The organism is Burkholderia sp. BE12 (genome assembly GCF_002959955.1).
GTDB lineage: Bacteria > Pseudomonadota > Gammaproteobacteria > Burkholderiales > Burkholderiaceae > Burkholderia.
The window spans coordinates 239,402-252,726 of the sequence record NZ_PREY01000009.1 but is presented as its reverse complement, the minus strand read 5'-3'; the positions used below and the strand labels follow the sequence as shown (position 1 = coordinate 252,726).

The following is a 13,325-nucleotide window of genomic DNA, read 5'->3' as shown; positions in this document are numbered from 1 at the left end:
CCCCGCCCCCGCCCGTCACCCGTGGCCCGTATTCATCGCGTTCCTGCGGCTCGGCCTGACGTCGTTCGGGGGGCCGGTCGCGCATCTCGGCTACTTTCGCGCGGAATTCGTCACGCGGCGCGGCTGGCTCACCGAGCGCACTTATGCGGATCTCGTCGGGCTGTGCCAGTTCCTGCCGGGGCCGGCGAGCAGCCAGGTCGGGATGGCGATCGGTCTCGCGCGTGCCGGCTATGCCGGCATGTTCGCCGCGTGGCTCGGTTTCACGCTGCCGTCGGCGCTGCTGATGATGCTGTTCGCACTCGGCGTGCATGCTACGGGCGCGCCGATCGAAGCCGGCGCACTGCACGGGCTGCGCATCGTGTCGGTCGCGGTGATCGCGCAGGCCGTGTGGGGCATGGCGCGCACGCTGTGCCCGGATGCGCGGCGCGTCACGCTGATGGCCGCGGCCGCGTGCGTCGCGCTGCTCGCGCCGGCCGCCTGGACGCAGGTCGCGGTGATCGTCGTGGCCGCAGCGGCCGGTCTCGTGCTGCTGCCGCAACCGGCGCGCGACGCGCATGAACCGTTGCCGCTGCACGTGTCGCCGCGGGCAGGCGTGCTGTGGCTCGCGGTGTTCGCGGCGCTGCTCGTCGCCGTGCCGTTCGCGGCCCACGCACTGCGCTCCGATACGCTCGCCGTCGTCGATGCGTTCTTCCGCACCGGTGCGCTCGTGTTCGGCGGCGGCCATGTGGTGCTGCCGCTGCTGCAGGCGGCGGTGGTCGCACCCGGCTGGGTCGGCGATTCGGCGTTTCTCGCCGGGTATGGGGTCGCGCAGGCCGTACCGGGGCCGCTGTTCACGTTCTCCGCCTTCCTCGGAGCGTCGCTGCGCGATGCGCCGAACGGCTGGCTCGGCGGCACGATCGCACTCGTGTCGATCTTCGCGCCGTCGTTCCTGCTCATCGCCGGCACCGCACCGTTCTGGGAACGCCTGCGCCGCAGCACGCGGATGCAGGCCGCGCTCGCCGGCGTGAATGCGGCCGTCGTCGGGCTGCTGCTCGCCGCGCTCTATCACCCGGTCTGGACCGACACGATCGTCGCGCCGCGCGACCTGGCCGCCGCACTGGTCGCCTTCGTCGCGCTGGTGTTCTGGCGCGTGCCGCCGTGGGCAGTCGTGATCGCGAGCGCGGCGCTCGGCTGGCTGTTCGGCATGGTGGGCTGAACCGGCGAACGCGGCACGTTCGGGCCGCGCAAAAACAAAAAGCCCTCGGAAACGAGGGCTTTTTTCGATGCCGCGCGCGCCGTGGCGGCGCGCAGGCGCCGGACTTACGCGAAGTTCTTCGCTGCGAAGTCCCAGTTCACGATGTTCCAGAACGCTTCGACGAACTTCGGACGTGCGTTGCGGTAGTCGATGTAGTACGCGTGTTCCCACACGTCGATCGTCAGCAGTGCCTTGTCGGCGGTCGTCAGCGGCGTGGCGGCGTTGCTCGTCGACACGATGTCGAGCGAACCGTCGGCCTTCTTCACGAGCCATGCCCAGCCCGAACCGAACGTGCCGACCGCGGCCTTCGTGAACGCTTCCTTGAATGCGTCGTACGAACCCCACTTCGCGTTGATCGCATCGCCCAGCGCGCCCGTCGGTGCGCCGCCGCCGTTCGGCGACAGGCTGTTCCAGAAGAACGTGTGGTTCCAGATTTGCGCGGCGTTGTTGAAGATGCCGCCCGACGACTTCTTCACGATCTCTTCCAGCGGCAGGTTTTCGAATTCCGTGCCCGGGATCAGATTGTTCAGGTTCGTCACATAAGCCTGATGGTGCTTGCCGTAGTGGTACTGGATCGTCTCGGCCGAGATGGTCGGCGCGAGTGCGTCTTCGGCGTACGGGAGCGGCGGGAGCGTATGAGCCATGGCGATTCCTTCGTTGAGTATGTAGGGGGGCTTGTGTTGAATGCTGCCGAGCGTCCGATTGTAGGCGAGGACGAATAACCCCGCAAACTCACGGGCCATTTATCCGCGGTATGCGGAAAAGCGATGCTGGCGCAACGTCCGGCAGGACGAACCCGACGATGCGCAGCATTCGTGCCCGGCCGCGCTGCACGCGTGGCGACGTTCCTCGCGTGTCGCTCGCGCCGCTTACGTCAGATCGTATCGGTCAGCCGCGGCTGCACGTCGGCGAGCGACACGTCGGCCGAGCCTTCGGCGAGATGCACGGTCAGGCGCCGCTGCGGCTTCAGCGCGTTCGGCGCGCGCACCGCGCGGCCCGTCTGCGCATCGATCAGCGCCGCATAGCCGCGCTCGAGCGTGCGCTGCGGGCTCAGCACCTCGAGCCGTGCCGCACAGGCTGACACACGTGCCGTGTCGCGTTCATGACGGCGCTCCAATGCGCTCGCGAGACGTTGCGACAGCCCCGCGAGCACGTGGCGCGCCTGTGACGGATCGGGCCGCGCGCGCTGCCAGCGCAGCTGCGCGAGCGCGAAACGGGCTCGTGCATCGCGCACCGGCCGCGACGCCGCCGACGCCAGCCGCACCGCGAGCTGCTCGACGTGCGTGCGCTGCCGCTGCAGCCGCTCGGTCGGGCTCACGAGCCGGCGTGCGAGCCAGTCGAGCTGCTGCGCACGCTGTTCGAGCCGGCGCGCCATGCAGCGCGCGAGCGCCCGCTGGCGGTCGTCGACCTCGCGCAGCAGCAGCGCGCGCTGCGGGCTCGCGAGTTCGGCCGCGCCCGTCGGCGTCGGCGCGCGCAGGTCGGCCGCGAAATCCGCGATCGTGAAGTCGGTTTCGTGCCCGACGCCGCTGACGACCGGCAGTTCGCTCGCCGCGATCGCGCGCGCCAGCGCCTCGTCGTTGAACGACCACAAATCCTCGATCGAGCCGCCGCCGCGACAGACCAGCAGCACGTCGACCTCGCGCCGCGCATTTGCGGTCGCGACGGCCGCGACGAGCTTTTCGGCGGAACCGGCGCCCTGCACGGGGGCCGGATAGACGATCACGGGAATGTGCGGCGCGCGCCGGGCGAGCGTGGTCAGCACGTCGCGCAGCGCGGCGGCCTGCAGCGACGTGACGATGCCGATCGCGCGCGGGTGGGCCGGCAACGGCCGCTTGCGCTCGGCGGCGAACAGGCCCTCGCCTTCGAGCTGCGCCTTCAGCCGCAGGAACGCCTCGTACAGGCGCCCCTGCCCGGTGCGCCGCACGGCTTCGACGTTGAGCTGCACTTCGCCGCGCGGCTCGTACATCGTGACGACCGCGCGCACCTCGATGCGGTCGCCTTCGCGCGGCGTGAATTCGGCGTATTGCGCGCGACCGCGGAACATCACGCAGCGCATCTGCGCCTGCTGGTCCTTGATCGAGAAATACCAGTGGCCGCTCGCGGCGCGCGTGAAATTCGACACTTCGCCGGAAATCCACAGCAGCGGGAACGAACGCTCGAGCATCGTCGAAATCGCACGATTGAGCGCCGAAACGGGAATCACTTCGTCGCCGCCGCGCGTGGCGCCGGGTGCGGAAAAAGGGGAATCGGAAAGCATGGGCGGTCGGATGAATGCTGGCGGCGTCACGATAGTCCGACACGCGAGCCGCGTCCAGCGCCGCCGCATTCGCCGCCGCGCACGCAAAGGTGTCCACATGCTGACATTCGTCCGCGTAAAACGGTCCGAAACCGCAAAAAACACCAGACAATTCTCCGTAACGCATTGATTTTTATAATTTTTTAAACCTTTCGAAACGATTCTCATCCGATTCGATGCCCGCCGGGCGGGCGTTTGAGGCAATCGACCGGGGAGTTTTTCACAGAGTTATCCACAGGCCGCCCCGATCCGGCCCCGCGAGCGGCGGCGGCCGGTCGCGCTTGCCGCGCCGGCGTGCGGCGCGCTAGAGTGCCGCCTTCCACGGACCCTGCGGCATGCGCCGCCCAACGGAGAATCCGCCTTGACGAATCCGTCCCTCGCCGCGGCGCACCACGCGCCGCGCCCGGCCCGATGAGCGCGCCCGGCGGCCCGCTCGCGCGACTCGAAGCGCGCCTGACACGCGAATGGCAGCGGCGCGGCGCGCTCGCGTGGGCGCTCACGCCGTTCGCATGCGTGTTCGGCCTGTGCGCGGCGCTGCGCCGCACCGCTTACGCGCAAGGCTGGAAGCAGCCGGTCGACGTCGGCGTGCCGGTGGTCGTGGTCGGCAACGTGACCGTGGGCGGCACCGGCAAGACGCCGACCGTGATCGCGCTCGTCGACGCGCTGCGCGCGGCCGGCTTCACGCCCGGCGTCGTGTCGCGCGGCTATGGCGCGAACGTGAAGGCGCCGACCGCCGTCACGCCGGCGTCGCGGGCGGACGCGGCCGGCGACGAACCGCTGCTGATCGCGCGCCGCACCGGCGCGCCCGTGTGGGTGTGCCCGGACCGCGTCGCGACCGCGCAGGCGCTACGCGCCGCCCATCCGGACGTCGACGTGATCGTCAGCGACGACGGCCTGCAGCATTACCGTCTCGCGCGTACCGTCGAACTCGTCGTATTCGACCACCGGCTCGGCGGCAACGGCTTCCTGCTGCCGGCCGGCCCGCTGCGCGAGCCGCTGTCGCGGCACCGCGACGCCACGCTCGTCAACGATCCGTACAGCGGCGCGCTGCCGCCGTGGCCCGACACCTATGCGCTCGCGCTGACGCCGGGCGCCGCGTGGCATCTCGATCAGCCCGCGCTGCGCCGCCCGCTGTCGCAATTCGCGAACGAACGTGTGCTCGCCGCGGCCGGCATCGGCGCGCCGGAACGCTTCTTCGCGACGCTGCGCGCGGCCGGCCTCGCGCCGGCGACCCGCGCGCTGCCCGACCATTACGCGTTCGCCGACAATCCGTTCGTCGACGATGCCGTCGATGCGATCCTGATCACCGAGAAGGATGCAGTAAAATTGGGCGCTTCCTGGCGCGACGCCCGACTGTGGGTTGTCCCCGTCGAAGCCGCGCTCGACCCTCGCCTCATTGCCCTCGTTGTGGAGAAACTCCGTGGACGCTCGCCTGCTTGAAATCATTGTGTGCCCTATCTGCAAAGGCCCGCTCCACTACGACCGTGCCGCGCAGGAGCTGATCTGCAACGCGGACAAGCTCGCCTACCCGATCCGCGACGGCATCCCCGTGATGCTCGTCGACGAAGCGCGCCAGACCGTCGAAGGCACGCCGGTCGACCCGGCCGGCCGCTGAACCGCCGCGCCGCTCGCCCGGCGCACCGATTCGACACCGACGGCCCGGCCCCGGCCGGGTCGCCGCACTCCGCCGGGCGACCGGCTTCCGGCGTCGCCCGCCCCGTCCTTCCCAGCACTCCCCGATGACTCACCCGCCACCCTTCATCGCCGTCATTCCCGCCCGGCTCGCGTCGACGCGGCTCCCGAACAAGCCGCTCGCCGATCTCGGCGGCAAGCCGATGGTCGTGCGTGTCGCCGAGCGCGCGCGCGAGGCGGGCGCGCAGCAGGTGCTCGTCGCCTCCGACGCGCAGAGCGTGCTCGACGCGGCGCGCGATCACGGCTTCGAAGCGGTGCTCACCCGCGCCGATCATCCGTCCGGCACCGACCGGCTCGCGGAAGTCGCGGCGGCCTTCGGCTGGCGCGACGACACCGTCGTCGTCAACGTACAGGGCGACGAGCCGCTGATCGACCCCGTGCTCGTGCGCGACGTAGCGTCGCACCTGGCCGCGCATCCGGCGTGCGCGATCGCGACCGCGGCTCACCCGATCCACGATGCGGCCGACGTGTTCAACCCGAACGTCGTGAAGGTCGCGCTCGACGCGCAGAGCGTCGCGCTGTACTTCTCGCGCGCGCCGATTCCGTGGAGCCGCGACGCGTACCAGCCGCACTGGCCGGACGTCGCGACCATGCCTGCACCGGCTTTCCCGGTCTACCGGCACATCGGCCTCTATGCGTATCGCGCGCGTTTCCTGCGCACCTATCCGTCGCTCGCGCAGGCGCCGATCGAACAGGCCGAGCAGCTCGAACAGCTGCGCGCGCTGTGGCACGGCGAGCGCATCGCGGTGCTGATCACCGAGTCCGCGCCCGAAGCCGGCATCGACACGCCGGCCGATCTCGCGCGCGTGCAGGCCCTTTTTCAGCCGGGCTCAAAATAACCCGTGGCATAATCAGGCGATTGTGCGAGCCGTCCGCGACCAGCGCGTCCTCGCTTGACCCCACCCGTGGCCCTGCCGGCAGCCGCGCGTCGCCCTGGCCGACGCGCCGCATCAGACCGGTCCGCCTCGCGCCGGGCAAGCCCCGCGCCCGCCGTCGCCGACGCCTTTATGTCTCGCCTCACGAATCTACATACTTGGAGATATCACCATGCGTTTGATCCTGTTGGGCGCGCCCGGCGCGGGAAAGGGCACCCAGGCAAACTTCATCAAGGAAAAATTCGGCATCCCGCAAATCTCGACGGGCGACATGCTGCGCGCGGCCGTGAAGGCCGGCACGCCGCTCGGCGTCGAGGCGAAGGGCTACATGGACGCCGGCAAGCTCGTGCCGGATGCGCTGATCATCGGCCTCGTCAAGGAACGCCTGAAGGAATCCGATTGCGCGAACGGCTATCTGTTCGACGGCTTCCCGCGCACGATCGCGCAGGCTGACGCGATGAAGGAAGCCGGCGTCGCGATCGACTACGTGCTCGAGATCGACGTCCCGTTCTCGGAAATCATCGAACGCATGAGCGGCCGCCGCACGCACCCGGCATCGGGGCGCACGTACCACGTCAAGTTCAACCCGCCGAAGGTCGAAGGCCACGACGACGTGACGGGCGAACCGCTGATCCAGCGCGACGACGACAAGGAAGAAACCGTCAAAAAGCGTCTCGAGGTGTACGAAGCGCAGACCAAGCCCCTGATCACGTACTACGGCGACTGGGCGCAGCGCGGCGAGGAAAACGGCCTGAAGGCGCCGCAGTATCGCAAGATCTCGGGCCTCGGCAGCGTCGACGAAATCCGCGAGCGCGCGTTTGGCGCACTGAAGTAAGCAGCACGTCGCGCCCCCGCAAGCCGCCCGCTCCGGGCGGTTTTTTTTCGCCTGCTGCGATTGGCACGGCCGTGCGCGTGTCCGCGTGATGACGGTCGCGCCCGGCCTGTTCGAGACGCTGATGCTGCTCGGCGTGCTCCCGGACGCGCTCGGCGCGATGGTGCCGTTCCCGCCGCGGCTCGGCAAGCCGGCCGAATACGCGATGCGGGTGCGCCAGATCGTCGAGAATCCGATGCTCGACGGCGCGGTCCGGATGCAGTCGAAGTAACGGCACGCGCGCAAGAAAAACGCCCGCGATGCGGGCGTGCGTTCTTTCCGTGTACCGGCACCGGCGCGCGGGCGACTCAATCCTCGCCGTCGCGCTGCATCCGCTGCCGCAATTCGCTGACCTGCGACTCGACGACGGTCGCGTCTTCCGCCTCCGGCCGCTCGCCGAGATACTGCTCGAGATCCTCGAGCGCGGGACGCAGGTAGTCGAGCCGCGCATACGCGAAGCCGCGGTCGCGCACTTCGTCGAGCTGCTCGGGCAACAGGATCACGAGCCGCTGCTGCACCGCGAGCAGCCGCTGCCAGCGTTCCGTCTGCAGATAGACCGTCTTCAGGTTGCGCAGCATCCGCGCGATGATCTCGCGGCTCGTCGCGGGCTGCAGCAGCGCGCGCAACGCGCTGTCGACCGCACCGGCCGCACGCGCGACGTACGGCTCGAGCATCTCGACCATCTCGGCTTCGGACAGCGAATGGCCGTTGGTCGGATCGATGATCAGGTCGCCGTCCGGCAGCGTCACGCGCAGCAGGAAATGGCCGGGGAACGAGACGCCGCGCGCCGGCACGCCGATCTGCTCGGCGAGCTCCAGGTACAGCACCGACAGCGAGATCGGGATCCCGCGCCGCCGTTTCAGCACGGCGTTCAGGTGGCTGTTATCGGGGTCGTAGTAATCGTTGTGATTGCACGCGAAACCGAGCTCGCGGAAGAAGAAGTCGTTCAGCGCGGCGACACGGCCCTTGAGGTCCGTATCGTCGGCGAGCCGCCGGCGCAGCCGCGCCGCCAGCATGTCGAGTTCGGCCAGCGTGCCCTGCAGGTCGAGGTCGGGATACGCGTCCTGCGCCAGCGACAGCGCCGCTTCCGTGACGGGCAGACTGTCGTCGTCCGCCACGAGCGTGCTGAAGTAGTCGAGGACGCGGGTCATTGCGGTCGTCACTTGGCGCGCCTTCTGAAGTAAGCGTATTTGAAGCCCATCACCCACAACATACCGAAATATAGTGCAGCAAACAGCACGAGGCACGCAGCCATCAGCGCAATGCGATCGAGCGGCTGCGCGCGCATCCCGGTCCAGTCGAAACTGATCGCGCACCAGTGCATCAGGCCCGCGAGCACGAGCGCCGCGCCGACGAGCTGCACGAAGAAGCGCAGCCAGCCCGGCGAAGGCTGGTAAATGCCGCGCTTGCGCAGCCCGAGGAACAGCAGCAGCGAGTTCAGGCACGCACCGACGCCGATGCTCAGCGTAAGGCCCGCGTGGCCGATCAGCGGCACGAACACGTAGTTCGAGAGCTGCGTGACGATCAGCACGCCGATCGCGATCTTCACGGGCGTCTTGATGTCCTGCTTCGCATAGAAGCCCGGCGCGAGGATCTTGATCAGGATGATGCCGACGAGGCCGATCCCGTAGGTGGCGAGCGCGCGCGCGACCATCGTGACGGTATGCGCGTCGAACTTGCCGTAGTTGAACAGCGTCGCGGTGAGCGGCGTCGCGAAGAAAAACAGCGCGAGCGCGCTCGGCGCCGCGAGCAGGAACGTGACGCGCAGCCCCCAGTCGAGCAGCGCCGAATATTCGTGCGAATCGGCGTCGACGTGCGCCTTCGACAGGCTCGGCAGCAGGATCGTGCCGAGCGCGACGCCGAGCAGCGCCGTCGGGAATTCCATCAGGCGGTCGGCGTAATTGATCCACGACACGGCGCCCTGCCCGAGCCGCGACGCGATGTTGGTGTTGATGATCAGCGACAATTGCGCGACGGACACCGCGAACGTCGCGGGCACCATCTTCGCGAGCACGCGCTTCACGCCCGGATGACGCAGCGCGCGCAGCGGGTTGAGGCCGATCAGCGGCACCATGTCGATCTTCTTCAGGCCCGGCAGCTGCACGAGAAACTGCAGCACGCCGCCGACGATGACGGCCCACGCGAGCGCGTAGACCGGCACCTTCAGGTGCGGCGCGACGAACACGGCCGCGCCGATGAACGCGACGTTGAGCAGCACCGGCGCGAACGCGGGCAGCGAGAAGCTCTTGTACGTGTTCAGCACGCCCGAGGCGAGCGTGGTCAGCGAAATGAACACGATGTACGGGAACATGATCCGCGTCATCGTGACCGCGAGCGGGAACGCCTGGCCGTCGCTGTGCAGGCCGGAGGCGACCGCGAACACGACCCACGACGCGCCGGCGATGCCGATGACCGACAGCACGGCCAGCGCCCACGCGAGCACGGTGGACATCGCGTCGACGAGCGCCTTCGTCGCATCGTGCCCCTGCTGGTTCTTGAACTCGGCGAGGATCGGCACGAACGCCTGCGAGAACGCGCCTTCGGCGGACAGGCGGCGCAGCAGGTTCGGGATACGGAAGGCGACGTAGAACGCGTCGGTGTATTGACTGGCGCCGAACGCACGGGCGATCAGCGTCTCGCGGGCCAGTCCGGTCACGCGCGACAGCAGCGTGAAGCCGCTGACCGTCAGCAGGGCTCGGAATAGATTCATGGGGCGCTTATTATACGGACGTTGCGCGACCCGGCATGGCCGGATGCCGAAAAGCGCACCCGCCGCACCGGCCCGGCATGCCATGATGACGCCAAACTTGCCACGCGCTTGATTTTGTTGCTATAATCCGCCGTTTCTGGGCTTGCCACATGCGTTGCGCCTGACGTTTCCATGTGTCGGCTCCGGTAAAATCACCGTTTTTTATGCGCCCCTGGGCAATCGCTCTCAGGGGACGGATCGAAAAGCAGCGCTTGGCCGTCTAGGCTCCAAGCTCTGGAAACAGGACAGGATAAGGAACCGTCATGGCTAACTCCGCACAAGCACGCAAGCGCGCCCGCCAAGCCGCGAAGGCAAATTCGCACAACTCGGCGCTGCGCTCGAAATTCCGTACCGCGATCAAGGCTGTTCGCAAGGCTGTCGACGCCGGCGACCAAGCCAAGGCTGCCGATCTGTTCAAGGCTGCCGTGAAGACGATCGACACGATCGCCGACAAGAAGATCGTTCACAAGAACAAGGCCGCTCGCAGCAAGAGCCGCCTGGCCGCAGCCGTCAAGGGCCTGCAGGCAGCAGCGTAAATCTGGTGCGCCCGCTCGCGCGGGCGCTCCTGTTTCCTGCGATCGCAAAAAAACCCGCTTACGCGGGTTTTTTTGTTGCCTGTCGCCTGCGTATCACGCGCGGTGGCGGCATGTGCCCGGGCCGGTGCGGCACGCGCCCTCGCCCGTCGGCATGACTTACTTCTTCGTGTTGTAGTCCGGCAGCTCGCACGCCTCGGTCACGACGAGGTTGTTGTCCTTCGCGAAATTCAGCACGAAATCGAAAGCCATCGGTTCGATGTCGCGCAACCGCGAATCGAGGATCACGCATTTCAGGTCGCCGAGCATCGTCGGGCGCACGTACAGCGAATACTTGAGACGCGCATTCGGCCCGCTGGCCCCCGGCCCGAAGCAGGCCATCACACCGGCCAGACGTTCCGACCAGTCGCTCGGGCGAAACTTTTTCCCGTCTTTCGTGATGCCCTGGATGAAAAATTCGGTCGGAGGGGTTTCAGCCATGTGGTTACCCAAGTGACGGCCCGGCGATGCCCAGGCAACGGCGCCTGGGTACGCGAACACAAAGCTGGAGGGTCGGCGGCACGAGCCAATCGATATCCCGAAAACGGGGCGTCGATGCGCGCCGCCGGTGGGCTGCACCGGATTTGTGCAGCGCACGGCTTGTGTCCGGCAGAGCGCGAAAAGCCTTGCCTGCCGGGCTGGAGAAAACTTTTGAATTATACCGCAGCGCGCCATCGCGCGTCGTCCCGACGCCCCCTTTCCGGCACCGCCGGTCGCGCGCGACGATCCCGCTCCGCGTCGCGCCACGGCTCGTCAAAGCACGGAAAATCCTTTATGCTGCTTTGAGTTATCCACACCCGACGGCGGCGCCGTCCGGCCTCGCTGCCGGGTGAGACCCGCCGTATTTCGTTTCATGACCGCCAAAACCATTCGTCACTACCTGCAGTTCAAGGATTTCTCGCTGGAAGACTACGAGTACGTGCTCGAACGCACGGGTATCCTGAAGCGCAAGTTCAAGAACTACGAGACCTATCACCCGCTGCACGACCGCACGCTCGCGATGATCTTCGAGAAGAGCTCGACGCGCACGCGCCTGTCGTTCGAGGCCGGGATCTTCCAGCTCGGCGGCCACGCCGTCTTCATGAGCACGCGCGATACGCAACTCGGCCGCGGCGAACCCGTCGAGGATTCCGCGCAGGTCATCTCGCGCATGGTCGACATCATCATGATCCGCACGTTCGAGCAGGACGTGATCACACGCTTCGCGCAGAACTCCCGCGTCCCGGTGATCAACGGCCTGACCAACGACTACCACCCTTGCCAGGTGCTCGCCGACATCTTCACGTACTACGAACACCGCGGCCCGATCGCCGGCAAGACCGTCGCGTGGGTCGGCGACGCGAACAACATGCTGTACACGTGGATCGAAGCCGCGCAGATCCTCGGCTTCAAGCTGCGCCTGTCGACGCCGCCCGGCTATGCGCTCGACATGAAGCTCGTGTCGCCCGACAGCGCGCCGTTCTACGAGGTATTCGACGATCCGAACGAAGCGTGCAAGGGCGCCGATCTCGTGACGACCGACGTGTGGACGAGCATGGGTTTCGAGGCCGAGAACGAGGCGCGCAAGCAGGCATTCGCCGACTGGTGCGTCGACGAGGAAATGATGGGCCATGCTAATCCGGATGCCCTCTTCATGCATTGCCTGCCCGCGCACCGCGGCGAGGAGGTGACGGCCGGCGTGATCGACGGCCCGCAGAGCGTCGTGTGGGACGAAGCGGAAAACCGCCTGCACGTGCAGAAGGCGCTGATGGAGTTCCTGCTGCTCGGCCGCCTCAAGCACTGACGCGCCGCAACGCACACGCGTAAAAAAAGCGCCGGTCGACGATCGGCGCTTTCCGTTTGGATGCGCCAAAACCGGCGCGCGCGGCGTTACAGGCAGACCGGTTCGGCCTCCAGCTCGACGCCGAACCGCGCGCGCACGTCGGTCTGGATCGCCCGCGCCAGCGCAAGCACGTCGGCGCCGGTCGCGCCGCCGCGATTGACGAGCACGAGCGCCTGGCGATCGTGCACGGCCGCCGCCCCGAGTGCGCGCCCCTTCCAGCCGCAGCGGTCGATCAGCCAGCCGGCCGCGAGCTTCACGTGCCCGTCCGGCTGCGGATACGACACGACATCCGGCGCGCGGGCGCGCAGCGCATCGAACTGCGCGGCATCGATCACCGGATTCTTGAAGAAACTGCCCGCATTGCCGAGCACCAGCGGATCGGGCAGCTTCGCGCGGCGGATCGCGACGACCGCATCGAACACGTCGCGCGGCGTCGCCGCATCGGGCGCGATGCCGCGCGCGTCGAGCTCGCGCGTGACGTCCGCGTAGCCGAGCCGCGGCGCCCATCGCTTCGGCAGCCGGAACGTCACCGCGACGATCGCGAACCGGCCGCGCCCTTCCCGCTTGAAGAAACTGTCGCGATAGCCGAACGCGCAGCGCGCGGCGTCGAAACGCTCGCGGCGCCCCGTCGCCAGCTCGACCGCGACCAGCGAATCGAAATACACCTTCATCTCGAGGCCGTACGCGCCGATGTTCTGGATCGGCGCGGCGCCGACGGTGCCCGGGATCAGCGCGAGATTCTCGAGGCCCGGCATCCCGTGCTCGAGCGTCCACGCGACGAACGCGTGCCAGTTCTCGCCGCCGCCGGCCTCGACGTACCACGCCTCGCCGTCCTCGCGCACGACGCGGCGGCCCGCGATCTCGTCGAGCAGCACGACGCCGTCGAAATCGCGCGTGAACACGATATTGCTGCCGCCGCCGAGCACGAGCCGCGGCAGGTTCGCGACCCGCGGGTCGCGATGCAGCGCCTCGAACTGGGCCGCCTGCGTGACGCGCGCGGCGAAGCGCGCGCGCGCGGCAATGCCGAACGTGTTGTGCGCGGCGAGCGGATGGTCGGGAAGCAGCGACAGGGCGGAATCGTCAGGAGGCATCGGCATTCGCGGTCACGTCGGCCCGGGCGGCGCATGGCCGGCCTTGGGCAAACGGAGGGGCATCGGTAAAATGGCAAACAGTCCGCAATTATAGCGAGTGCCCGCGCGCGAGCCGGGTGCCCG

13 protein-coding genes and 1 pseudogene are annotated in these 13,325 nt (G+C 68.1%); 8 read left to right on the top strand and 6 right to left on the bottom strand.

The window, feature by feature from the left end:
- Positions 1-1,195, top strand: a 1,195-nt coding sequence (chrA, locus tag C4B30_RS12880) for a chromate efflux transporter (protein ID WP_234015430.1), incomplete at its 5' end; no start/stop codon positions are given.
- 104 nt (positions 1,196-1,299) lie between these two features.
- On the opposite strand, the gene sodB is transcribed toward chrA, so the two are convergent.
- Together sodB and xseA are read right to left on the bottom strand one after the other, a co-directional pair.
- Positions 1,300-1,878 carry a superoxide dismutase [Fe] gene (sodB, locus tag C4B30_RS12875; protein WP_027785232.1) on the bottom strand — a complete coding sequence of 193 codons (579 nt, stop codon included), beginning with the start codon at positions 1,876-1,878 and terminating at the stop codon, positions 1,300-1,302.
- A 230-nt stretch (positions 1,879-2,108) separates the two neighbouring features.
- Positions 2,109-3,491, bottom strand: coding sequence for an exodeoxyribonuclease VII large subunit (xseA, locus tag C4B30_RS12870; RefSeq protein ID WP_027785233.1), 1,383 nt, complete (start codon positions 3,489-3,491; stop codon positions 2,109-2,111).
- Between the two features lie 450 nt (positions 3,492-3,941).
- On the opposite strand from xseA, the gene lpxK reads away from it, so the two are divergent.
- The 5 genes and pseudogenes from lpxK to C4B30_RS12845 all read left to right on the top strand — a co-directional run.
- A complete protein-coding gene (lpxK, locus tag C4B30_RS12865) occupies positions 3,942-4,970 on the top strand; it encodes a tetraacyldisaccharide 4'-kinase (RefSeq protein WP_027785234.1) in 1,029 nt (342 codons plus the stop codon).
- A complete protein-coding gene (locus tag C4B30_RS12860; RefSeq protein WP_006482216.1) occupies positions 4,951-5,145 on the top strand; it encodes a Trm112 family protein in 195 nt (64 codons plus the stop codon). Before lpxK ends, C4B30_RS12860 begins: the two co-directional genes overlap by 20 nt.
- Positions 5,146-5,269: 124 nt before the next feature.
- Positions 5,270-6,061, top strand: coding sequence for a 3-deoxy-manno-octulosonate cytidylyltransferase (gene kdsB, locus C4B30_RS12855; RefSeq protein ID WP_027785235.1), 792 nt, complete (start codon positions 5,270-5,272; stop codon positions 6,059-6,061).
- Between the two features lie 208 nt (positions 6,062-6,269).
- Positions 6,270-6,932 carry an adenylate kinase gene (gene adk, locus C4B30_RS12850; protein WP_027785236.1) on the top strand — a complete coding sequence of 221 codons (663 nt, stop codon included), beginning with the start codon at positions 6,270-6,272 and terminating at the stop codon, positions 6,930-6,932.
- Positions 6,933-7,002: 70 nt separating this feature from the next.
- Positions 7,003-7,200, top strand: a pseudogene (locus C4B30_RS12845) (3-hydroxyacyl-CoA dehydrogenase); the annotation flags it as partial.
- Between the two features lie 76 nt (positions 7,201-7,276).
- Here C4B30_RS12845 and C4B30_RS12840 read toward each other — a convergent pair.
- Both C4B30_RS12840 and murJ read right to left on the bottom strand, forming a co-directional pair.
- Positions 7,277-8,119, bottom strand: a complete 843-nt coding sequence (locus C4B30_RS12840; protein WP_027785238.1) for a SirB1 family protein — start codon at positions 8,117-8,119, stop codon at positions 7,277-7,279.
- 8 nt (positions 8,120-8,127) lie between these two features.
- Complete coding sequence (gene murJ, locus C4B30_RS12835) at positions 8,128-9,678, bottom strand: murein biosynthesis integral membrane protein MurJ (protein WP_027785239.1); 1,551 nt, start codon at positions 9,676-9,678, stop codon at positions 8,128-8,130.
- A 302-nt stretch (positions 9,679-9,980) separates the two neighbouring features.
- On the opposite strand from murJ, the gene rpsT reads away from it, so the two are divergent.
- A complete protein-coding gene (rpsT, locus tag C4B30_RS12830) occupies positions 9,981-10,253 on the top strand; it encodes a 30S ribosomal protein S20 (RefSeq protein WP_011352994.1) in 273 nt (90 codons plus the stop codon).
- A gap of 156 nt (positions 10,254-10,409) precedes the next feature.
- On the opposite strand, the gene C4B30_RS12825 is transcribed toward rpsT, so the two are convergent.
- Positions 10,410-10,730 (bottom strand): DUF3579 domain-containing protein, encoded by a 321-nt coding sequence (locus C4B30_RS12825; protein WP_011546046.1) that lies wholly within the window; start codon positions 10,728-10,730, stop codon positions 10,410-10,412.
- Between the two features lie 412 nt (positions 10,731-11,142).
- Between C4B30_RS12825 and argF the strand changes: the two genes are divergently transcribed.
- Entirely contained in the window at positions 11,143-12,072 is a 930-nt protein-coding gene (gene argF, locus C4B30_RS12815; protein ID WP_027785240.1) for an ornithine carbamoyltransferase, read from the top strand.
- Positions 12,073-12,158: 86 nt separating this feature from the next.
- Here argF and murB read toward each other — a convergent pair whose 3' ends face one another.
- Positions 12,159-13,208 carry a UDP-N-acetylmuramate dehydrogenase gene (gene murB / locus C4B30_RS12810; protein ID WP_027785241.1) on the bottom strand — a complete coding sequence of 350 codons (1,050 nt, stop codon included), beginning with the start codon at positions 13,206-13,208 and terminating at the stop codon, positions 12,159-12,161.
- Positions 13,209-13,325: the final 117 nt, after the last annotated feature.

Coding starts and splice junctions, on each gene's coding strand:
- kdsB (WP_027785235.1), top strand. CDS start 5,270: ATGACTCACCCGCCACCCTTCATCGCCGTCATTCCCGCCCGGCTCGCG.
- murJ (WP_027785239.1), bottom strand. CDS start 9,678: ATGAATCTATTCCGAGCCCTGCTGACGGTCAGCGGCTTCACGCTGCTG.
- xseA (WP_027785233.1), bottom strand. CDS start 3,491: ATGCTTTCCGATTCCCCTTTTTCCGCACCCGGCGCCACGCGCGGCGGC.
- C4B30_RS12840 (WP_027785238.1), bottom strand. CDS start 8,119: ATGACCCGCGTCCTCGACTACTTCAGCACGCTCGTGGCGGACGACGAC.
- lpxK (WP_027785234.1), top strand. CDS start 3,942: ATGAGCGCGCCCGGCGGCCCGCTCGCGCGACTCGAAGCGCGCCTGACA.
- adk (WP_027785236.1), top strand. CDS start 6,270: ATGCGTTTGATCCTGTTGGGCGCGCCCGGCGCGGGAAAGGGCACCCAG.
- sodB (WP_027785232.1), bottom strand. CDS start 1,878: ATGGCTCATACGCTCCCGCCGCTCCCGTACGCCGAAGACGCACTCGCG.
- C4B30_RS12825 (WP_011546046.1), bottom strand. CDS start 10,730: ATGGCTGAAACCCCTCCGACCGAATTTTTCATCCAGGGCATCACGAAA.
- murB (WP_027785241.1), bottom strand. CDS start 13,208: ATGCCGATGCCTCCTGACGATTCCGCCCTGTCGCTGCTTCCCGACCAT.
- argF (WP_027785240.1), top strand. CDS start 11,143: ATGACCGCCAAAACCATTCGTCACTACCTGCAGTTCAAGGATTTCTCG.
- rpsT (WP_011352994.1), top strand. CDS start 9,981: ATGGCTAACTCCGCACAAGCACGCAAGCGCGCCCGCCAAGCCGCGAAG.